We start from the raw sequence: 20,714 nt of genomic DNA, 5'->3' as shown, positions 1-20,714 counted from the left end.
GCGGCCGTGGTACCCCTCAGAGGAACAGTTGCCGACGCACCTCGAGTCGACTTCAAGTCTATGGCGGTGACTTTTCTAGCGAATGTGATTGCACTGCCAGGCACATCGATATCGTCTTTATAGAAAAGGGTTGGAATGAAAAAGTCAGAGAGGTCGAGAGGTTTCACGCTTGTAGAACTACTCGTCGTGATCGCGATTATCGGGGTGCTCGTGGGGCTCCTGTTACCGGCCGTTCAGGCAGCCCGAGAAGCAGCCCGGCGGATGAGCTGCAGCAACAATTTCAAGCAAATTGGATTAGCGGCTCACAACTACCATTCCGCTTACAAGCAATTGCCTATCCAGGGAAGTGGAACGGACTCCACCCACAACCAAGGCTTCGGAAACGGTGGCGGGAACATCACAAGTGGCGGGGGACGCAACTCCCGTCGATTGAGCATGCTCGTTGGTTTGACACCATTCTTTGAACAGCAAGCGCTTTGGGAGATGATTACAAACCCCAGTCTTGAGAACACGCTTGGCTCCACGATGACCGGACCGTGGCCTGCCATGGGCCCCAACCCTTGGGTTCAAGATGGTTATGTTCCATGGGCTACTGAACTGGCTACCTTGCGTTGCCCCAGCGATCCGGGAACCGGTTTACCCGGCCAAGGACGCACCAACTATGCAGCATGCTTGGGAGACGGACACTACGTTTACCAGCTTTCTAACCCAGCGGCCAATGGTCAAACCACCGGTCAATTCCATTCGCTTGCAACGCTCGCGCAAGTTGCCGAGCGAACACGTGCGGGTCACCGAGGATTGTTTCGGCCTCGCCACGCAGTGCGTTTCCGCGACACTCTTGACGGCCTCTCCAATACCATCATGGCGGGCGAAATTGTGACTGACCTTGGCGACAACGATGCACGCACCAATTTGCGTATTATCGGCGGTTCATCGTTCAGCGCGCCCAGCAGCGGAGATTCGTACATCAATCCCGGTATTTGCGACGACGCCGTGGATCCCACCCGGCCCCAGTTTTGGCTAACCTCGTATCCAGGTTTTAACACGCTCAATAACGACGATGGCCGAGGGTTTCGCTGGGCAGACTGGGGTCCCGTCTTCACTGGTTTTTACACGATCCATCCGCCAAACAGCCCTTCGTGCATCTTGTCCACCAACGGTGCGGCCTACGGAGGACCGATGGCAGCGGGCAGCCGGCACCAAGGCGGGGCTCATGTCGTGATGGGTGACGGCGCGGTCAGATTCATTACTGACTCGATCGAAGCCGGAAACTCCGACGCGACGATCCCTTACTACTACGACTCTGCAAACCAGAACTTGGTTGGCGGCAAGAGCCCATACGGTTTATGGGGTGCCTTAGGTAGTCGAGCATCCAAAGAAGTCATCGGCGAGGAATTTTGACCTCGACCAATTCATTGGCTGAAAACTTCACTGCCTCCTATCCCTGGAAGACGCTCAGCATCTTTCAGGGATTTTTTTGTTTCGTGATGAAGGACAATTAGGTAGGGTCGACTTCGTCCGCATCCGCTTTGGCATCAGCTTTCGCTTGAATCTCTTCCGCAGACATATCGGGTTTGACAACCTTTGATCCACTATCCGCGCCGCAGCCAACAATTGCCATTGGAGTGAGGCAAATGGACAATAGCAACAAACACCCCAATGCACTTAACTTCTTCATTGCAAATCTCTTCTCAAAAAAAGTTATTCAATTCTTGGCATCGCTGTCTTATAGGACGAGCAAATGACAATCATGCAACAAGCCGTTTACCTATTGCTCCTAAACCGATGATAGCAGGTTTCATTCGATGACAGGTAAATCCCCGTCAAAATTGCCGAGTTACCATTTCTCATCAATGAGATGAGTGTATCGAAGGCAAACCAACGCGACCGTGCGTTCTTCGCGTGCGAGTGTCATCCGTTTCGACATGCGCATACTCACCCACAACGCTGCAACGATCGCAGCAAACCGATCACTTGTCCTCCGCGACTAAAATGGAAACCATCTTCGTGGTGTGAACGCGCCGAACAAGTAAAACACTCTTTCTATCTCGCAGTTTACGAGAATTCGCCCTGCAATTCGCACTTCCCTGTTCCACGATTCCGCGTCGCGTGTTGCCTTTCACACCCCGATACAACGGCAGAAAACAATAGCAACGCATGGCTGGTAGAGGGCGTGCTTCAATTGCGTTGTCTTGAAAAACTTGACTGCTGCACCCTGAATTTGTGCGCACTTTAATTAAACGACAAGTCGATACACCAATCATCGTTGCTCCGGAACTTCTAGCCTTATCAGGTGTTGTGGTGAGCCAGCTTATTTCCCCAGGTGAGTTCGCGAACAGGCTTTCCTCAGCCCTGTTTATTGTCATTGATTGCAGTTTGCGTTGATGGCTGAGTATTTTCACTTGTCGAAAGGGATTGCAATGTCGAAATTGCAGAAGCGAGTAGGGTTCACACTGGTTGAACTCTTGGTAGTAATTGCCATTATCGGAGTATTAGTGGGCTTATTGTTGCCCGCGGTTCAAGCTGCCCGCGAGGCCGCACGCCGGATGAGCTGCAGCAACAACTTCAAACAGATTGGGCTGGCGATTCACAATTACCACTCAACTTACAAACAACTGCCCACCCACGGAGGTGGCACCAAAGGTAGTCACGCCGGCCGTCATGAAAGTGGCCAACGAGGCAACAATCGATTGGAGCGATCAGCTCTCGTTCCCCTCACACCATTTTTCGAACAACAAGCGTTGTGGGAACAGATCAGCAATCCGTATCAAACGACGGATGACTCCGGAGGAGTTCGAGTTTACAACCCGATGGGCCCATGGCCCGGCATGCCTCTCTCCGCTCACCTGACGTGGGGCTACTACGACCCATGGATTACGAACATTCCGACCCTGCGTTGCCCGAGCGATCCAGGTGTCGGTCTTCCCGCACCAGGTCGTACCAACTACGCATTGTGCACGGGTGACTCGTGCGACACCGGCTTCGGTGGCGCGCTGAATCGACTGACGGGCATCCCACAAAGCGGAGGCACGCCGCCAATGAACGAGCGAGTCCGCGCGTCTCAGCGAGGTGCTTTTGCAGTTCAATTGGACTCGAAGTTTCGCGATGTGCTCGATGGACTTTCCAACACGATCTTCGCTGGAGAAATCGCGACGGATCTAGGTGACCGAGATAAACGAACTCACCTCGCCGATAACATGGTTTCCAACATTCTTAACCAGGGTGGTAACCTTGCATGCCGAGTTAGTCTCGATCCGGAACGCCCGCTCTTTTGGTCGGACACCCCCACACCCAATACCTTGCGTGGTAGCGGTGACCAACAGCGTGGAATGAAATGGGCATCGCTGCTGCCGATTTTCACGCAGATGTTGACGATCCTTCCGCCGAACGCCGAGCTGTGCGGTAACAACTTCTACTATTCCATCGTTGTCGCGCCGCCGAGTAGTCGTCACCAAGGTGGTGTGCATGTCCTGATGGGTGATGGTGCAGTTAAGTTCGTGACCGATTCGATCGAAGCCGGTGATGGGGGTCGTGGACAAGTTGGCGTCCATGCCGCTCACGATGATCCTCTGTCGGTCCCGGGCAGCGTGAGCCCGTATGGGTTGTGGGGAGCTCTCGGAACGCGAGCCTCCAGTGAAGTCATTAGCGATTTCCCGTGATCTCGAATGACTCACTGTCACTTGTACCTCAGTCCTCCATTGCGATTTAATCTCATGCGTAGCTCAATTTTTCTAAGCACCGTTTTTGCACTCGTCTTCATAGCGGGATGTGAGCCGGCTGAACCCGCTGTCCCCGTTGAACGCGACGAAATGCGAGCCTACCTGGATGAACATCCTGAAATGGTCATCTCGGACGAGGAGTTGAACAAACAGCCTGTTGGTCGAGCCGATGACATGGATCAGTAGGCCAGTCCAACAGGTTGCCAGATTCTCAACAGACGAATGATCGATCGACGCCCCGATCAATTCGCGAGTGGCAACGCGAAACCTGTGCGGGCACGTCGATCGAAGCCATCACGCAAACACGCGAGTCTGCCTGAGGCGGGCGTGTTTTGTCGGCTACCTTTCCGGTGGCGAGATGAAACTCAGCGTGATAGAGATTCCCGCCGAGGTGATAGCGAGTGATTGCTCGCTATCGCCGCTGGCGTGGAGCCGGTGTGTTTCCATTTTGATTGATGCCACCGTCGCATACGATCAACCATGTATTTGTGATCGTCGCTACCTTCAACCACGGCGGATCAGCGAATCTAGACTTGCCAGAATTCAGTCTGACAAAGTCGGCAACATCTCTTTGAATATTGCCGATCGACTCGTTCAATGCCCCGGCTGTTTGCCAAGGCGATTTCGCGAGCCTGCCCTACCACGATCGGTATCGCTACCGATTCTTCAGCCTGCCGGCGGTGGTGGCAAATTCAGCGTCGAGGCTTCCGCCGTCAGTGCGACCTGATAATGCTTCAGCAGTCCGAACACGGACTGAAACGCGGGCTGCGCCGACAGATCCTGATAGCGAGGATCGCTGGCCACTGTTTGAAAACGCACCACAACCGCATTCAACTCTTCGGGCGTCGGGTGAGAGCCTCCGACAAAGAGGTTCGGCGGCAATGCTAAATACGATCTCCACTGCGGATCGAGCAGCACGTCGAGTTGGGGGGCGAGTTGTTCAAGCTGGTTCCGAAGAATATCCGGCTCCTGCGTGCCCATCCGCTGAGCCAGCGCGCCGGGATCGCCCAACGCGGGATTGGGCGTCGCGAGCGATCCGTCCACCGGCGGAACGGTCGTCGGTCCGCCAGCGAGCGTTGCGACCGCGAACGTCAATTGCTGAGCCAATTCAGGAACCACCACGGGCCCGCCTGGAACCGCCGCCCGGTAGTAGTCCCCCGTCGCAAGCTGATCGACACGGACGACCGAACCATCGATCGATACGCCGGCAAACAACCCGCGGCTCCGCGAGTACGAATAGATTTCGGCTTGCAATTGACCGTCGGTGGCCACCGCTCCCTGACGTCCCACCGGCCCCGCCGCGGCGGCAACGTCGGCTCCGAGCGTTAATTTACCCGACAGGATGTTTTGGACGCTGCGTTCCGACTTGAAGACGAGCACGATATCGGACGATTGCACGCCAGCCTGCCATCCGAGGTTTCCGCCCGTCAGCGTAATAAAAACGGGAGCGTGCCAGACCCCATTTTTTTCCCGAACGAACAAGAGGCCGCGGCCGTGACGGGCACCGACGATGAACCCACCTTTGATGACATTCGGAATGATCGCCACGCCGTGTGCGTCATTGAGCATCGCATGTGGAATCTTACTCAGCGGCCCGACGAGCACCTCGTTGAGCACCACCGCGGACGCTTGAACGGTCTGCTCCTGAACGATCTGTCCGGAAACCGGCGTCCAATAGCCGACCGTTGCGAACAACAACGCAACTGCCACACGCAAACCGAATCGATCCATCGTCTTCTTCTCCCGAGATAAGCAAAAAGTCCGTTCCACTGCCCCCAGAAGTTATGGCCGAAATCCTGGCCACCAAATGGGAGATCGGTGCAGTCTATTGTCTTTGGGCAATCTGCAGAAGAGAGATCGAGGCATTGCCTTCGCTCGCCTGCTCCATGTTCTGGGATGCGAACGCGTTTCAGAATCGATTGCGGTCACAAATTTTCATCGAGACAGCAAAATCGATCTGGACGCTGAGACTCGAATATCGCGAAAAAGAGCAACCTAAATTTCTGTGTCGCCGGAGCGAAAACATGTCTGATCCAGCCGCCAATAAGTTTGCATCGGTTCGTGACGGATTTGCCGCGATCCGCGAGATCATTCTGGTAATTGCGTTGCTTGCATTGCTATTCACACCGACAACGGTGCGAGAAATCTTACAAGACGCGGGTATTCGCTCTTTCGCGGGAGTCGAATTTGACGAGGAAACGCTCGTCGAGGTTGAGAACGCTGGCGACCGATTCGCCGAACTCGAAAAGCAGCTGTTGGCCGCACAAACCCAACTCGAAACGATCGCAAACCTCAACACCAACCGTGCCGATCCACGACTCGGTACGGTATCACGACTTCTTGCCGACGCACAACGAAGCGCCTCGGAAATGGGCGAAAGCCTCGACGAAGCCAAGGAGAAACAAATCGAATTGTGGAATCGTTTGGGAAAGCCACCGCGTCGATACGGTGGCCAACCTCATTCGACCTCCGCTTCGCCTGCCGTCGAGCAGGCGATGATCTCTCCCGAAGCGTTGTTTCAGAGATGACGTCGGTTCGCCGTTGCGTGGTTGACTGATGTAGCCCGCGATTTGGGCTGGTGGGACTCTCCATCAGCCCGACCTTGAAGTGAGCCATAGGCAGTCGAGCTCGGCTATGATTTCTGATACCGACGGCAATCAATCGCGAATGGTCAGTCGACATCTGCGATAAAGGCGAGTGCCGGCAACCCGTCTTTGTTGAACAAGTTCGCCCACGCTCGGCGATCAGCAAACGCGTAGCAAACCCGAGCGGGTTCGCGAACGTCGGCCGACCAAACCGTGACGGCCGCGCGACCGTCCGTCGTACTCAACTTCGCGTCCGCCCAATGCCATTGGCCGTCTTTGTCCGCCACGGCGAATCCCTGCAACGTTTCACTGTGCGCGACCATCAGACCTGAATTCGCGCAATCAAATTCAAGAATGAGCTTGCCATCGTCTCGCGAGTAAGACCGGAACATCGGCCCGTACGCAGGTACATTCATCCCGTACACCTTTGACAGGGCGACCGCAGCGGCGCGATTTCCATATGCCCATTTGTTGGTCGGGTGAATGCCTGAACCTAAATCACAAACCGGAATCATCCATCCGTTGTCGACATCATGCATCAAACGTTGATACATGAACCGATCCAACGGCTCGCGTCCGGGGGCGACGTCCACCTGCAGAGTCTTCACATCCGGCAAAGCGTCTACAAACGGGTCCGCCTGAGCGGTCATCGGATCGCGGTTGGAAACGGCGCAGCCACCACCGCTCGTCTTCTGAACGAACAGGAACGGCATTTCGGCCTGGCCCCATTCCTTGCGCCATGCCTCGATCAATGCCTTCATCATCGTGTATTGATCGACGCCAACGACGCCGCTGCGTCCTTCTCCCTGATCCCACAGCACACCGCGGATTCGATACCCGGCCATTGAGGAAATATATGTTTCATATAGGCCACCGATTCGCCCGCCCCGGCTCGACGATCCTGGCCCTTTTGGCTCGATAGGTTTTCGGCCACGTGGTTTTGTCCCATCCTCCTTCGCCTTGGCAACGCGTCGCTCCCAATTGTCGAGTTGCTTCTGATAGGTCTTCATCGCCTTGTCGTGATCGTAGGTCTTTGCAAACTCATCGATCGCGCTCTTACAAATTCCACTGTCTTTGTAGTGCTGTTCCGGAATCCAGTATCCCGACGGAGTTCCTCCAACGGCACCGACCATCAATCCGATGGGCACTTTGAGATCGCGTTGCAACCGTTCACCAAACGGGAAACAGAGAGCCGAAAATGCCCCGACGTTTTCTTGGTTCGCGAGCGTCCAAGTTGGCTTGGGGCCGCCCCGAAGCAGTCGCATGTTGGCGAAGGTCTCAACGCTCGCGAGCTTTGCCAACTCAGGATCCTTCGCCGCATAACGTGCCAAATTCCCCGCCATGTTCGATTGCCCCGAACCGACCCAGACCTCACCGACGAGAACATCGTTGATCTGAATATCGCGTCGGCCGTCAATCTCGATTGTCATAGTCTGCGGATCCGCGGACGCCGTGAGCGGATCCAGCTCCAGCCTCCAAACGCCGTCAGCACAAACGGTTGAAACGGACTGCCCCGCGAACGAAACACGAACACGCGCCCCATCCGCGCCGGTTCCCCAAATAGGAACACGCGCGTCGCGTTGCAAAACCATGTGATCGCTAAAAAGGCTCGCGACATCCGCCGCAAAACCGTGTGACGAAACTAGAAAGACAGACAGGAACGCGATCGCAAAAACAATTCCTCGATACATCATGCAGCCTCGAAAGTGGGGAAAGGCGGGAAGACTCGCGCTCGCATTGTATCACGCGACGCCTCGCCCGAGGGAACAAGTCCCCGTTTCGATGGCGAACGACGCGTCTCCAATGAGCCCACCAAATCACGATCCGCCGTTTTTCGCGCTGAGCTGAAAACCCCAATCACATAAGATCGCCGCTGACACTTTTGGCTGGAACAGCGCGTTGATCGCTCGCAATGTTAGCGAATACTCTAACGTCCCGCGAACCAACTAAGCGGTCGAGACTTCGAGCGGTAAATCGTTGTTTTTGCCGGACTCGGTTGAAACCGATTCATCTTTCGTAGGTAACCAGAGCGTGGTGACGACGGCAGCGACAACCAACGCGGTCGACGTCCAAAGGCACCCGCCCAGACCAGCGTACAGATACATGACGCCCGACAGTAGCGTTCCCGCGAGACGCCCGCACGCGTTTGCCATGTAGTAGAAACCGACATTGAGTGCGACTTGATCGGAGTCCGTGTAGGCCAGAATCAGGTACGAATGCACAGACGAATTCACCGCGAAGACAATCCCAAACACTGCCAATCCGATCAAGACACTCGCCGTCGGGTGAAAATCTGTCTGGATCGCCAACGCCATCGCCGCGGAAACTACGACGAGTGCAAATCCCCACCACTGTGCCGCTCGAGCCTTCGTCGTCGCACCACCGCTGGTGCTCACCAGTCGCGGTGCCATCGCTTGTACCATTCCATACCCGATCACCCACGCGGCCAGGAACGCGCCCACACCCGCGAATCCCCAACTGAGCTGCGATGCGAGAAAGACCGGCAACCCAACAACGAACCACACGTCTCGCGAACTGAACAAGAAGAACCGCGAGATTGACAAAACATTGATCTCACGACTCTTCGAAAAAAGTTGCGAGAATTTCGCCTTCGATTTCGATCGCCCCATGTCCGCATTGAGCATAAACACCGAAACAACCAAAATGATCGTGAGCACACCAGCCATCGCCCATAGCGATGCAACAAAGCCGATCCAGCCGAGCAGAACCCCGCCGAGAAGAAAGCCCAAACCCTTCAGCGCGTTTTTTGATCCCGTTAAAATCGCCACCCATTTGAACAAAGCCGATTGACGATCCGCATCACTGCTGCCTGTGACGAGCAACTTGACGGCACTCTTGGAACTCATCTTGGTCAGGTCTTTGGCGATCCCCGACAACGCTTGGCTGGCCATCACGTAAGCAACCGAAATCGCGGGCGTCCATGTCGGTTGCACAAACGACAACATCACCAGCGCAATGACCTGGAATGCCAATCCCGCGAACAACGTAATACGCAGCCCTATCCTGGATCCGACCCAACCTCCAAACAAGTTAGTGAGAATCCCACAGAACTCGTAGAGAAGGAACAGAAACGCGAGACTGACGGGCGTGTATCCGAGCTGATGAAAATACAGCAACACCAACATCCGCAGCGCCCCGTCACTCAACGTGAATCCCCAATAGGCAGCCGTCACGAGGGCGTAGTTTCGAACGTCCATAGCAATCTTCTTCTTCGGGACTAGCAAACCAGACAAAACAAAGAGCGAGGTTATTCCACCGAAGGTTGGGAGGCGGAGCACTACCGTCACGAACGACGTCAATCGAGCATCGCGAGCGTTTCACTCGCTCGCCCCATGCAAGGCCGCGCCGCGCATGATCCCACCCATCGGGCGTTCATTGCACGAGCGACAGAAGCCGATCACGTGGGCAGAGAACAAGCAACCTTCTTAACCAATTCCATCATTCGATTGGCGTAACCAACCTCGTTGTCGTACCACGCGAGAATCTTGACCTGAGTATCATTGACCACCATGGTCGAAGGACCATCGAAAATGCCTGAACGGACATCGTTAACGTAGTCGGCCGAGACGAGCGGTTTGCTTTCGAAGCCGAGAATACCCTTCAGGGAATTGTTCGAGGCCTCGCGAAGCAATCCGTTGACCTCTTCCACATTCGTGTGTTTCTTCACCTCGAACACGCAATCGGTGAGTGACGCGTTGAGCAAAGGAATCCGAACCGCAAGACCGTTCAATTTCCCCTGCAGTTCGGGATAGATCATCGTGATCGCCTTCGCCGATCCCGTCGTCGTTGGGATGAGTGAGTTCAAACACGAGCGGGCGCGACGAAGGTCTTTGTGCGGCGCGTCCACGACGACTTGAGTGTTGGTAACGTCGTGCAACGTTGTGATCACACCGTGCTCAATTCCAATGTTTTCGTGAATCACCTTCACCACCGGGGCGAGACAATTGGTAGTACATGACGCAGCGGTAACGATATGATTCGTTTGCGGATCGTAGAGATGGTCGTTGCATCCCATGACGACATTCAGAGCACCGTCCTTCACAGGAGCAGCAACGACGACTTTGCGGACACCGTGATCGAAGTACGGGTTTAGCGTTTCTGGTGTGCGGAATTTGCCAGACGATTCCACCACAATGTCGACACCGTGATCTTTCCACGGCACCTCTTCGGGAGTTGCGAGTGCACTGACCGTGACCTTTTTGCCATCGACGATCATCGCACCATCTTCGGCGGCGATTTCGCGGCGCCAACGACCGTGTACGGTATCAAACTCTAGCAAATGAGCGCACGTTTCGGCGTCACCCGTGAGCTCGTTGACGTGCACAATTTCAATTTCGGGATAGTCCCATGCTGCTCGCATGCCGAGCCTACCCATCCGCCCAAACCCGTTGATTCCGACACGTATCTTCATCCGCTTTTCTTTCGTTTACCTTTCGGGGATTTGTTGGGCTGCTCGCACACTTTCGCGTCGTCGCAACCGTCCGCCGAGATGCACAACTCAGGCCGCCCCTGACAACAATCCTCGATCAAAAATCCCATCAAACATTTGATGCCTTTGGAGTTCATCGAATAAATAATCGAGCGTCCCTCTTTCCTCGACAAGACTAGCCCCGCGTGAGCAAGTTCTTTCAAATGAAACGACAACGTCGCGGGCGGGATGCTCAACTTCTCTGCGATCTCTCCGGCTGCAAATCCATCTTCGCCCGCTTTGACGAGCATTCGAAAGACGGCTAATCGTGATTCCTGAGCGAGGGCCGATAGTGCAACTACGGCTTCGTTCATTTCCATGGTTCTAAAACTATCCAAGCGTTTGGGTCCTGTCTAGACATATCCGCAGGAAGTCCGCGAATATGATTTTCCTGTTAAGAACAAGGCAATTTGTCGTGTTGAGTCACCGTACTCAATTGAGCTGATTGTCGCGACTCGGCGAGGATCTCAAATTCGCCAGAGGCCACCATTCGGCACGCGTGCTCGCTTCTCGCGTGACTGCAGAGCCCGCCAAAACCGCGGACAATGCCGACGAGCCCGCGACAACGTTTGCCAAGTTACAGCAATCCAATGTCGCGCAGGATCTCCGCAACCCGTTCACGCTCCGGTTGCAAGAACGGGTTAAACGGCAACGCCGGCAAATCGCTGCAGATGCCTAACAGAGAAGCCGCCGATTTGGTCGCCTTGATGTGGCGCGACGCATATTTGCCAATGTCATAGATCTGTTGGAATTTCAGAATCTTCGCCTGCCGATCGGCGACAGTCGCGTCATCGCCCTCGCATAACGCACGGTGACAATCGACAAAAAGACCAGGTGCCACGTTCGCTCCACCATTGACGCCACCGTCACCCCCGAGCGTTTGTGCCTCCGCCAATTTTGCTTCGGGACCAACCAAAATGGACCAGTCCGAACGTTGAGTCTTGAGTTCACACAGCTTTGCGAAGTACTCCATGTCACCGCTGCTGTCTTTAACACCGATGACGCGGTCGAGATCGCTAAGCCGTCGCAGCGATTCGATATCAAACCAAACTTTGGTCAGTTGAGGCATGTTGTAGAGCACCACGGGGAGTGAAACTTCCGCGACCAATTTCCGAACATAGGACACCAGTTCGGTTTGCCCGGCAGGAAAGTAGTATGGCGTTGTCAATACCGCCGCGTCGGCTCCACGCTCGGCCGCGAACCTCGCCAACGCGAGCGATTCGACAAACGCGGTATCGGCGATTCCCACGAGCACCGGAACGCGTTCGTCAACGATCCGAATCGTTTCTTGTATCAACTCACGCCGTAATCGATAGCTAAGACTCGGCGCCTCGCCCGTCGTACCAAGGATAAAAACGCCCGAGACGCCTCCCTCAACGACGTGTTCAACCAAACGTGCCAGCCCCTCTCGATCCAATCGATCGCGATCGGCAAGCGGCGTGATTAACGGCGGCACGATACCACGCAGAGAGAGTCTGGATTTCGACATCATGAAGTTCAATCGACGTTGGTTTCTGTACTGGCAATCCGGATGACGCCCAGTTTATGGCATCTTCGCCGTCACCTGCCAATCGCCTCGATTCACATTCCACTGATTACGCTGAAATCTTATCGCAACAATGCAAGGGATCCAAACAATGCACTGAGATATTCCGCAAACCTGAACCGCACCACCGGGCCTATCCGAAGCGTTTGCTTGACGAGTAGATTTCGCCAACGTCACGACACCGTATTCGTGCAAACACTGCGTTTGACACGCATGCGAAGAGAAACTGATCCGCTAGAGACCGACAGGAAGGTTAACGTGATGGTTCAGCTAACCGGATTCCAAACACTCCACTTCCCTGCCGGGTCTCCTAGCAGCACGTCGGCATCGCTCCCAAACACGCTCGATTGACATTAATGCGATGAGCGGTCTGGATCGCTCAATGAACCTTTCTCAACCGTTGCTGCGTTGGGACGCGAGCCGACGCTTAATGATGGACCGTCCGATCGTCCATCTGTGTTCTCCTTGCGACACCGCCCTTACTTTGGCCGAGTCCATCAATCACGTCATCGACGATGGGTGTTGACGAACTGGCTTGTTCTTCCTGCGCCCGTATGAGGAATTGCTGCATCTCTCGAAGTGTTTCATAGATTTGGTCAACATCCGACGACGCGATCGCCGCTTCACCGTCCGACGCGAGTTCGGAAAGAGGGTTCAGACCTACCGAGCCGCCGGTGCCCTTGATCCAGTGCAGGTTGCGAGCAACTTCATCCAGATCGCCGGCATCGTTCGCATCGAGGATTGATGGCAACTTGTCCGCAACGCGGTCAACAAACTCACACGCAAAGCTTCGCAACCAATCGTTCGGCAACACAGGTTCACCGTCGATCCATCGGCGTTTCTTAGGGCCGTTTTCATCAATCGGAAGTGTATCAGTGCTCGGATCCGACGTGTCATTCGTTTCGACATCAGATTCGAATGGTAGCTCATTCAGATCTTCAATCATCGTTTCGTCGAATTCCGATGCGTCGTAGACTACGTGCAACAGCGCGTTCAAATCAATCGGCTTGGTCAGGTACCCACTGCAGCCTGCGGCACGACAGCGGGCTTCGTCACCGTGCATCGCATTAGCGGTGATCGCGATGATCGGCTTCGAAAATCCGACTGCTCGGAGCTGGCTTGTCGCGGTGTATCCGTCCATGACTGGCATTTGCATGTCCATCAGGACCAGATCAACGTCCAGTTGATTGCTGATCAATTGACGGATTGCGTCTTCACCGTTGGTGGCCGTGAACACAACACCGCCGGAATCTTCCAGTAGCAGCGTGATCAGGTTTCGGTTCGTTTCGCCATCGTCCACCACGAGCACACGCGTCGCGGGTAGGACCACTCGCGAAAACTCTTTGACCTGGCCGCCCTCGGCACGAATCATCGCATCACCGGGGCTGAGCATCTCGACATCGTCAGGGACTGAGAGCGGTAACACGAAACTGAAGTTCGTTCCGACCTCCAACTCACTCCAAACCGTCAACGAACCGCCGAGAGCGTCTGCGAGTCGTTTACTAATCGACAACCCGAGTCCGGTACCACCGTACTTCCGCGTCGTCGACGTGTCGGCTTGTGTGAATGGATCAAAAATCTTCTGCAGCTGACTCGGTGTCATCCCGGTACCGGTGTCATTCACCGAAACAATGAGATGAGTCGGCGAGGCAGGTGAACCTTGGGTATCGAGCTGAACTGTCACGCCACCTTCATCGGTGAACTTGATCGCATTACTAACCAAGTTGCTGACGATTTGGCGGAACCGCGTCGGATCGCTCAGAATCGCCGAAGGCATCGGAGCGTCCATTTGGATTTGCAAACCGATGTTCTTTTGAAACGCCTTCGCTTGCAACGACGTGACGACTTCGCCGATCAAATGTGTTGGGCTACACGGAACGCATTCAGGAACGATCTTATCGGCTTCGATTTTCGAGATGTCGAGAATGTCGTTGAGCAGGTTCAGCAGGTGCGTGCCGTTAGAGTGGATCGTTTGCAGGTGTGACGTACGGCTTTGTTCATTGTTGACGACACCACGCAGCAACAACTCCGTGAATCCCAAGATTCCTGTAATTGGCGTACGAATTTCGTGACTCATCCGCGCCAGGAATTCGCTCTTGGTTGCGTTCGCAGCCTCGGCGGCTTCTTTGGCGGTCTCGAGTTTCTCCTTGGTCATCTGCAATTGACTCGCCGTCTTCTCGAGTTCTTGTGACCGCTGCACGACGGTCATCGTGCGTTCCAAGATTCGAGCTTCGAGTGTTTGGTTGAGGTCTTGCAGCTTTTGGAAGCTGTCCGCTTTCTCTAACGCGGCCCCCGCGGCCGACGTCAGATAATCCGCGATTCGAACTTCATCGTCGTCGAACAACCCAGAGAAACGTTGATTGGTCAAATACAAGTACGCGACCGTTTTGCCACCGATTTCAATGGGGCTGCACAGGAACGTGCCTTCACGGACCGAGGTGACGCCTCGCTGAGTGATGTTCTCGACGTCTTGAACCACGGTCGAACGCGTCCGACGCGCTTCATCAACGAGTGCAACGTCAAAGAGTTGGCCCTGAGGGACGGTGACCGACTCTCCCTCTGATTCGCCTTCGAGAACGATGAACACGTTCTCGCCGCGAAGGATTCGTTTGGCAGCCTTGCAAACTTCGGAATGAATTTCCTCGGGAACCACGGTAGTGGCGATGCGCCGCCCCGACGCGAGCAACGAATCAAATCGATCGAGCAGCGAAAGCGAGCCTTGCTCGTTAACGACCTCACCGGTTTGCCGAGTCCCGGCAAGTATTCCTTGTGCGTCCTTGTATTCTTCCTCGTCGTAGGGCCACCCGAGTTCCTTGCACAACTCGGCGTGATGGACGATCGACATCGCATGTTCGACGATCGCACCTTGCCGCTTGGCTTCATCGACGCTTCGGCGAAGATAGGTTTGAGCGAGTTTGTACTTCTCCGCAATCGCATACGCCGCACCGAGTTCTCGCAGTGCGTGAGGGAGTTCATTGGTATATCGGGTCCCGATCGCAACGGCTTTCTTACAGGCGCGAAGCAGCCCACGAACGCTATCTCGACGAGTTTTGCGGGTTCGGCAGGGTTTCGTCTCAAACAATTTGCGTGTGGCCGAACACAACCACGCGTAGCACGGGCTGATGTAGGTGTTTTCCACACTAGCGTCTTCGGCAGTGTAGATCGCGCGCTGGAAAAGTTCTACCGCGTTGGCATATCGTTCTTGATAGAACTCGCGAACCCCCTTGGCGAGCAGAACCTCGCAACTGCGTTGAGGGTCGAAGACATCTCGTTCCATCTCGGTTTGAATCACGTCATGCGGGATGTCACCCATCGCGGCGCGCGCCCACACATCAATGATGTTCCCGGTCGCTTGAAAATCACCTCGTTCGACGGCGGAGTGATAATTGATTCTCGCGAGCCGTACGGCTTCACCTAAATTGCCCAACCGGTAGTGCGACGCGGCCAACTGATAGCGAGCGATGTGCACTTCCCAGTAATCACCCGTACGCTCGAGCGTATCGACCGCTTGACGAGCCTGTTCCACACATTCGTCGAATCGAGAAAACGAATACAGCAGAATACTAAGGAAGTTTCGCGATTGTCCTTGTCCCCAAACATCATCGAGTGATTTGCGAAGCTCGAGTGAACGTTTTGCGTACTCGACGCCCCGTCGTTCCCACCGCAGCAGCGTCATCACCGGAGCGTGCTCGGAATAGGATTGCGCGACATAGCGGTTAGGCGTGTACTGTTCCGACCGATTCATTCCACGCAAATGTGCCCACAAGGTGTAGTACTTGTCGCGAGTATACCAATACGCGTGTGCGATTTGGCTATACAACGACAACGTCATCTTTTCAGCGTCTGTTGGCGCATCGACGTTGCGTCCACACCGACCAGGGAACATTGAATTTCGAACTTGACGGACAACTTCAAGCCCCAAATTGCACCAGAGCTGACCGCGAGAGTTACAGACGGGTTGGCCGAGTTGCGTGAGAGCGGCCTCGAAATACGTCACCGCCTGATCTTTGTTACCGCGTTTAAACGACAGTTCGCCGCGTTTCAATGCAACCTTTGCGTTCGCTGTGTCGCTGGTGGCGGTATGTGACGCGCGATCGAGCCACACGTCCGTCTTGTCGTACTGGCCCTGCAGAATAAGGACATCCGCCATCATCATCTGGATATGATGACGCGTCTCACGGTCAGCATATTCCAGTGCGCGTTCGGCGATTCGGAGCTGCGTTTCGGCGCTCTCGTGCGAGAAACTCTTGCGAGCCGCTTCGGCCGCTTTCAACGCATAGGGCAACGCCTGCTCGTGCATTTGAGCGGCATCGAAATGGTACGCCAATTCAAAATATCGATGCGGCGAGTTGGCTTCCAGGTAGCGACCAATTTGGCCGTGCATCGACTCAATCGCTGATTTGGACAAGCCGCTCAAGACGGCTTCGCGAATTTTGTCGTGAACGAAGGAAACGACGTTGTTAGGACGACTCCAAACCAACCGATGATGCCGGACGGGCTTGATCGCGGATTGTGCCTCCGCCATGCTTATGCCTGCGAGATCCGCCGCCGCATCGAGGCTGAAGTCTTTTCCGATCACCGCCGCAGCGGACAACAGGGTTCGTGCCTCTTGGGGCAGTTGCGACAACCGGCTAACGAGAATCTCGCTCGCATCGTCCGCGGCTTGGAAGCTCGACAATTTCTCATCGTCGATTACCCAAGTATTACCCTTCACGATTAGAATCTTGGACTCGACCATTCCGCGCAGCACCGCAGATGCCATGAAGGGGCTGCCTTCGGCGTACTTGGTGACAACGTTGATCGCACGCTGTGGCAATTGCCCGCCCATCGACTCAGCGAGTTGTTTGACCGCTTGATTGGTTAACGGATCGAGCGACAACGCTGTCGACGCTGTGAGATCGTTTAGCTCAAGAGAAGCGCTGTTTCCATTGGGACGCGCGACCGCGAACAGAAACAGATACTTCACATCCGTTTCACAGATTCCGGACAACACTCGCATCGATTGATCATCAATCCACTGACAATCATCGAGCGTCACCATCACGCTACGCTCGGGCGTCCCTAGTCCCGTGATGAGCGTTCGGAAGGCCATAATGACCCGTTTTTGACCGAGTTCCTCGGGGCCCGAAAGCTGAACACGCGACCAACCGAGTGTTTTAGCCAGTTCCGGCATCGCCGTCGTGACTTCCTCTCGATACGCCTCCATTCGTGTCGCGGTTTGGGCGCGCAATTGCTCATCGGTCGCAATCATCTTGGACAATTGGTCGATCATCTGCAGCCACGGTGCGTTGGGCTGCTGCGCGGCGTGTTGTGACGATCGGCCGTTGAGAAGCAAGAATCCTTTTCGAGCTGCTACACGCGAAATCTCGCTCAGCAATCGCGTCTTGCCCATGCCGGATTCACTCCGCAACAAGACCTTACACGAGGATCCGGACAACGTGTTGTCGAGACCATTTTCGAGAACCACGAGTTGATCGTCACGGCCGACGAATGCGGGATCCGTCAATTCGGTTCGATGATCGGCACTTCCGATCACGAAGCCGTGCGAATCAGCACCGCTGCTCAAAAACTCCAAAATCTGCTGTACGTCGTACTGAGCAGCTCGGACCGACTGATAACGTTCACGTGGTTCTTTGCGAATCAACTTCTCGATGAATCGGATCACGACCTCGGGCATATCCTGTGGATATTGACTGAAGTCGGGGTCCGCTGTCATGTGTTGATAGAGGATTTCACTGATTTCACCATCAAACGCCGGTTGGCCCGTGATGGCTGCGTGCAGCACATACCCGACGGAATAGATGTCGGATGCTTCTCCAATGTCGTGATCGATAATTCCGGACAATTCCGGCGAAGTATATGAGGCGCACTCACGTCCCAATCGCGTATCACTGCCGAAGACGTCGGGACACCACAGCGGGACATAGCCGCATAAAACCGCTCGACCATCGGGTTGCATGATGATGTTCGACGGTCGAATATCCTTTTGAATGCATCCCAACTCATGGACATGGCCCATCGCATTGAGCAAATCTTGCGCAAGCAGCATTACTTGCTGCGGCTCAAAAGGCTTGGTTCGGAATCGCTGCCCGAGCGATTCTCCCTCGATATACGCGTAGACGACGCGGAGAGTCTCGTCTCGCACCTCATACTCGAGCGGACTCGAATAAGATTCGCATCGAATGCTCGATGTCTGCCGAGCTTCATTCTCAAAACGTGCAAGTCCGCCGTGATGGAAGAAGCTCTTGGGCACCTCTCGCAAGATAACACGTGCACGCGAGAGCTGATCTTCCGCGAGATAGCATGACACTATCGACGCATCGGAAAGCTCTCTCAGAACTCGATAGCGATCATCGCTACTCGGTTCGTCGACAGGTGGAATGGGAGGTTTCAACAATATGCCCTTATGGATACGCAGCTAAAACACGTCACTGTTTCAACGGCTTGTGAATTGACCGTTGCGTTTCGGGGGGGCAGACCGAAACGCAAGGTAAGTGATGGACATACCCACCACAAACTAGGCGGCAAATAGGCGTCCGGCAAATAGTAGGTCGCTGTAAGTTACCTGACCCAAACTTTGCGCGGATTTACAGGAAGAAAAACATTGACCTTGGTGTTTTTTTCTTTTCATCTCCTCCGCTCCTCCTTAGAAACACGGTCTGTTTCGGTTTCTATTCTTACGTTTACTTTTTGGGGCAAGCCATGGTAGCGTCACAATTCGAAGGTCAGTTGGTTTCATGGGAAGAAGATTATTGCAATCGGGTCAATCCCGAACTAATGACGAGGCTGCTGCATGATGCAATTCCAGTGCTTAAGTCGGTGGACTGGCGTGTTACGGAGGTTGAGGAAGGTATCTGTGTTTCCGAACTTCCGCTATGTTTCGCGTCTACCAATCAACACGGTACTCATCAAGCTGCGCTTATTTCGCTTTCTGCCGATTATACCGGCGGCCTAGCTTTAGCAACGCTCCTACGCGGTATTCCGCTCGCGGGTGTTCATCGTTGCAAAGAAGAGAACTCAGCATCACTGTGGCTCGCAGCCATGGATGTTAAGTATCGAAGCCCTAGCACGGGGCATCTCAAGGCGACCTGCGTCGTTCCCGACGATCTCGCCCAAACAGTGCGACAGCGTTACTTCGCTGGCAAACGTGTCCTTGTCACGTTGACCGTGAAGTTCACCTCAAATGACGAAGTTGTCGCTGAGGCGGAGATGAAATACTTCGCTCAACCTTCAATTCAGTTGTTGCCGACCAAGCAACAGCCACGAATCAGTCCGTTGTTCGCGCACAAACTGAAAGCATCGGCTCGTATGATCGCAGGCCTGCGGGCATCGTTCGACGACCGAGGCATTCGAGTGGACGTGGGGCACGAACGCCAAGCCGCCGGACCTCACGGCGCGCTGCTCGCCAATCGCTTAAAGGGTGTCTTGCCCCAGTTGCAAAACATGGTCAAGGCGAGAACCCGGCACATCGACCAAACCCTCGAAAGCGTTCCCGGTTTGAAACAAGTTGTGATTCTCGGCGCGGGGCTGGACATGCGTCCGTTCCGGTTGTTCGACACCTTGGGACAGCCGACGTTCTTCGAACTGGATCTTCCGGAAATGCTCGAAGAGCGGACGCGCGTCATCTCTCAAATGACAGACCGACCGATGGTGAGCCGTCGCATGATCGCCGCGGATTTCAAAACCGACGACATCTCGCGACTCTTGCTCGAACATCCGGACTTCGATCCGACTGTTCCGACGGCGGTTGTCTATGAAGGATGTTCAATGTATTTCACCGAAGAAGAAAACCGTGAAATCCTGACCATGGCAGCTAGCCTGTGCCAACATGCGGACAGCCGCCTATGGTGCGACATAGTGACACGCAGCGTTGTCGACGGGACTTCCGAGCATGCCGAGATCCTGAAATTCGTCGAAGGGATGGACGAGTTGGGTGAACAGTTCATTTTCGGTTGCGATTCGCCGACCGAGTTCATGAAGACGTGCGGGTTCGCCGATTCCGACTCGCTCACCGCCGGTGAGCACCTGGACGTATCGGACCGCGCGTTTTCAACGTATCAATTTGCGGTAAGCCGTCCACGCGTCAGCGCGAGCCATTGTTAAGACAATTAACAGTTTGAACGTAAACGTTGCGGTGCATGAGGGATTCCCCTCATGCACCGCTTTTTTTCGTCTGCAATCGGTTTCAGGAACCGAAAGCGGCGAACCCCACTTGTCTTTCAATCCAAAATAGATGCATTCTTAACCTGGCTCACCTATTGATCGGGAGTTGCACACACACAGCAGCGAACAAGTGTGCACGTCTTGGACGCTCAGTTTTCCAATAGTGGTCGTATACCTACAACGCTACCATCCATTTTTTCAACCCGCGATGT

Annotated in this window: 13 protein-coding genes; 5 read left to right on the top strand and 8 right to left on the bottom strand. The window is 54.7% G+C overall.

The window, feature by feature from the left end:
* Positions 1–135 precede the first annotated feature (135 nt).
* Positions 136–1,401 (top strand): DUF1559 domain-containing protein, encoded by a 1,266-nt coding sequence (locus FHS27_RS18650; protein ID WP_184306398.1) that lies wholly within the window; start codon positions 136–138, stop codon positions 1,399–1,401.
* A gap of 97 nt (positions 1,402–1,498) precedes the next feature.
* Here the strand turns inward: FHS27_RS18650 and FHS27_RS18645 are convergent, their stop codons facing one another.
* Positions 1,499–1,678: a hypothetical protein gene (locus FHS27_RS18645; protein ID WP_184306397.1), complete on the bottom strand. Its 180-nt coding sequence runs from the start codon at positions 1,676–1,678 to the stop codon at positions 1,499–1,501.
* 742 nt (positions 1,679–2,420) lie between these two features.
* Here FHS27_RS18645 and FHS27_RS18640 point away from each other — a divergent pair.
* Together FHS27_RS18640 and FHS27_RS18635 are read left to right on the top strand one after the other, a co-directional pair.
* Positions 2,421–3,659, top strand: a complete 1,239-nt coding sequence (locus FHS27_RS18640; protein ID WP_184306396.1) for a DUF1559 domain-containing protein — start codon at positions 2,421–2,423, stop codon at positions 3,657–3,659.
* A gap of 54 nt (positions 3,660–3,713) precedes the next feature.
* Positions 3,714–3,905: a hypothetical protein gene (locus FHS27_RS18635; RefSeq protein ID WP_184306395.1), complete on the top strand. Its 192-nt coding sequence runs from the start codon at positions 3,714–3,716 to the stop codon at positions 3,903–3,905.
* A 480-nt stretch (positions 3,906–4,385) separates the two neighbouring features.
* On the opposite strand, the gene FHS27_RS18630 is transcribed toward FHS27_RS18635, so the two are convergent.
* Positions 4,386–5,450 carry a lipid-binding SYLF domain-containing protein gene (locus tag FHS27_RS18630; RefSeq protein WP_184306394.1) on the bottom strand — a complete coding sequence of 355 codons (1,065 nt, stop codon included), beginning with the start codon at positions 5,448–5,450 and terminating at the stop codon, positions 4,386–4,388.
* Positions 5,451–5,743: 293 nt separating this feature from the next.
* Between FHS27_RS18630 and FHS27_RS18625 the strand changes: the two genes are divergently transcribed.
* The gene (locus FHS27_RS18625; protein ID WP_184306480.1) at positions 5,744–6,247 is read left to right on the top strand and encodes a hypothetical protein; all 504 of its coding nucleotides are present in this window, start codon (positions 5,744–5,746) and stop codon (positions 6,245–6,247) included.
* Between the two features lie 143 nt (positions 6,248–6,390).
* Here the strand turns inward: FHS27_RS18625 and FHS27_RS18620 are convergent, their stop codons facing one another.
* From FHS27_RS18620 to FHS27_RS18595, 6 genes are all read right to left on the bottom strand, one after another.
* The gene (locus tag FHS27_RS18620; protein ID WP_221225210.1) at positions 6,391–7,998 is read right to left on the bottom strand and encodes a sialate O-acetylesterase; all 1,608 of its coding nucleotides are present in this window, start codon (positions 7,996–7,998) and stop codon (positions 6,391–6,393) included.
* 252 nt (positions 7,999–8,250) lie between these two features.
* Positions 8,251–9,522 carry an organoarsenical effux MFS transporter ArsJ gene (gene arsJ / locus FHS27_RS18615; RefSeq protein WP_184306392.1) on the bottom strand — a complete coding sequence of 424 codons (1,272 nt, stop codon included), beginning with the start codon at positions 9,520–9,522 and terminating at the stop codon, positions 8,251–8,253.
* A gap of 200 nt (positions 9,523–9,722) precedes the next feature.
* Entirely contained in the window at positions 9,723–10,736 is a 1,014-nt protein-coding gene (locus tag FHS27_RS18610) for an ArsJ-associated glyceraldehyde-3-phosphate dehydrogenase (RefSeq protein ID WP_184306391.1), read from the bottom strand.
* Positions 10,733–11,113: an ArsR/SmtB family transcription factor gene (locus FHS27_RS18605; RefSeq protein WP_184306390.1), complete on the bottom strand. Its 381-nt coding sequence runs from the start codon at positions 11,111–11,113 to the stop codon at positions 10,733–10,735. Before FHS27_RS18605 ends, FHS27_RS18610 begins: the two co-directional genes overlap by 4 nt.
* A gap of 257 nt (positions 11,114–11,370) precedes the next feature.
* Positions 11,371–12,285 carry a dihydrodipicolinate synthase family protein gene (locus FHS27_RS18600; protein ID WP_184306389.1) on the bottom strand — a complete coding sequence of 305 codons (915 nt, stop codon included), beginning with the start codon at positions 12,283–12,285 and terminating at the stop codon, positions 11,371–11,373.
* Between the two features lie 481 nt (positions 12,286–12,766).
* Positions 12,767–18,733 carry a hybrid sensor histidine kinase/response regulator gene (locus FHS27_RS18595; RefSeq protein WP_184306388.1) on the bottom strand — a complete coding sequence of 1,989 codons (5,967 nt, stop codon included), beginning with the start codon at positions 18,731–18,733 and terminating at the stop codon, positions 12,767–12,769.
* Between the two features lie 308 nt (positions 18,734–19,041).
* Here FHS27_RS18595 and FHS27_RS18590 point away from each other — a divergent pair, with 308 nt between their 5' ends.
* A complete protein-coding gene (locus FHS27_RS18590; RefSeq protein WP_184306387.1) occupies positions 19,042–20,442 on the top strand; it encodes an SAM-dependent methyltransferase in 1,401 nt (466 codons plus the stop codon).
* Positions 20,443–20,714: the final 272 nt, after the last annotated feature.

This window comes from Aporhodopirellula rubra (assembly GCF_014192335.1).
GTDB classification, from domain to species: domain Bacteria; phylum Planctomycetota; class Planctomycetia; order Pirellulales; family Pirellulaceae; genus Rhodopirellula; species Rhodopirellula rubra.
Note: the sequence above shows the minus strand (reverse complement) of the source record. Positions and strands in the feature narration are given on the sequence as shown.

Bases quoted from the DNA above. Each gene is read 5' to 3' on its own strand.
- FHS27_RS18600 (WP_184306389.1), bottom strand. From the start codon at position 12,285: ATGATGTCGAAATCCAGACTCTCTCTGCGTGGTATCGTGCCGCCGTTA.
- FHS27_RS18610 (WP_184306391.1), bottom strand. From the start codon at position 10,736: ATGAAGATACGTGTCGGAATCAACGGGTTTGGGCGGATGGGTAGGCTC.
- FHS27_RS18650 (WP_184306398.1), top strand. From the start codon at position 136: ATGAAAAAGTCAGAGAGGTCGAGAGGTTTCACGCTTGTAGAACTACTC.
- FHS27_RS18605 (WP_184306390.1), bottom strand. From the start codon at position 11,113: ATGGAAATGAACGAAGCCGTAGTTGCACTATCGGCCCTCGCTCAGGAA.
- FHS27_RS18640 (WP_184306396.1), top strand. From the start codon at position 2,421: ATGTCGAAATTGCAGAAGCGAGTAGGGTTCACACTGGTTGAACTCTTG.
- FHS27_RS18620 (WP_221225210.1), bottom strand. From the start codon at position 7,998: ATGATGTATCGAGGAATTGTTTTTGCGATCGCGTTCCTGTCTGTCTTT.
- FHS27_RS18590 (WP_184306387.1), top strand. From the start codon at position 19,042: ATGGTAGCGTCACAATTCGAAGGTCAGTTGGTTTCATGGGAAGAAGAT.
- arsJ (WP_184306392.1), bottom strand. From the start codon at position 9,522: ATGGACGTTCGAAACTACGCCCTCGTGACGGCTGCCTATTGGGGATTC.
- FHS27_RS18635 (WP_184306395.1), top strand. From the start codon at position 3,714: ATGCGTAGCTCAATTTTTCTAAGCACCGTTTTTGCACTCGTCTTCATA.
- FHS27_RS18630 (WP_184306394.1), bottom strand. From the start codon at position 5,450: ATGGATCGATTCGGTTTGCGTGTGGCAGTTGCGTTGTTGTTCGCAACG.
- FHS27_RS18645 (WP_184306397.1), bottom strand. From the start codon at position 1,678: ATGAAGAAGTTAAGTGCATTGGGGTGTTTGTTGCTATTGTCCATTTGC.
- FHS27_RS18625 (WP_184306480.1), top strand. From the start codon at position 5,744: ATGTCTGATCCAGCCGCCAATAAGTTTGCATCGGTTCGTGACGGATTT.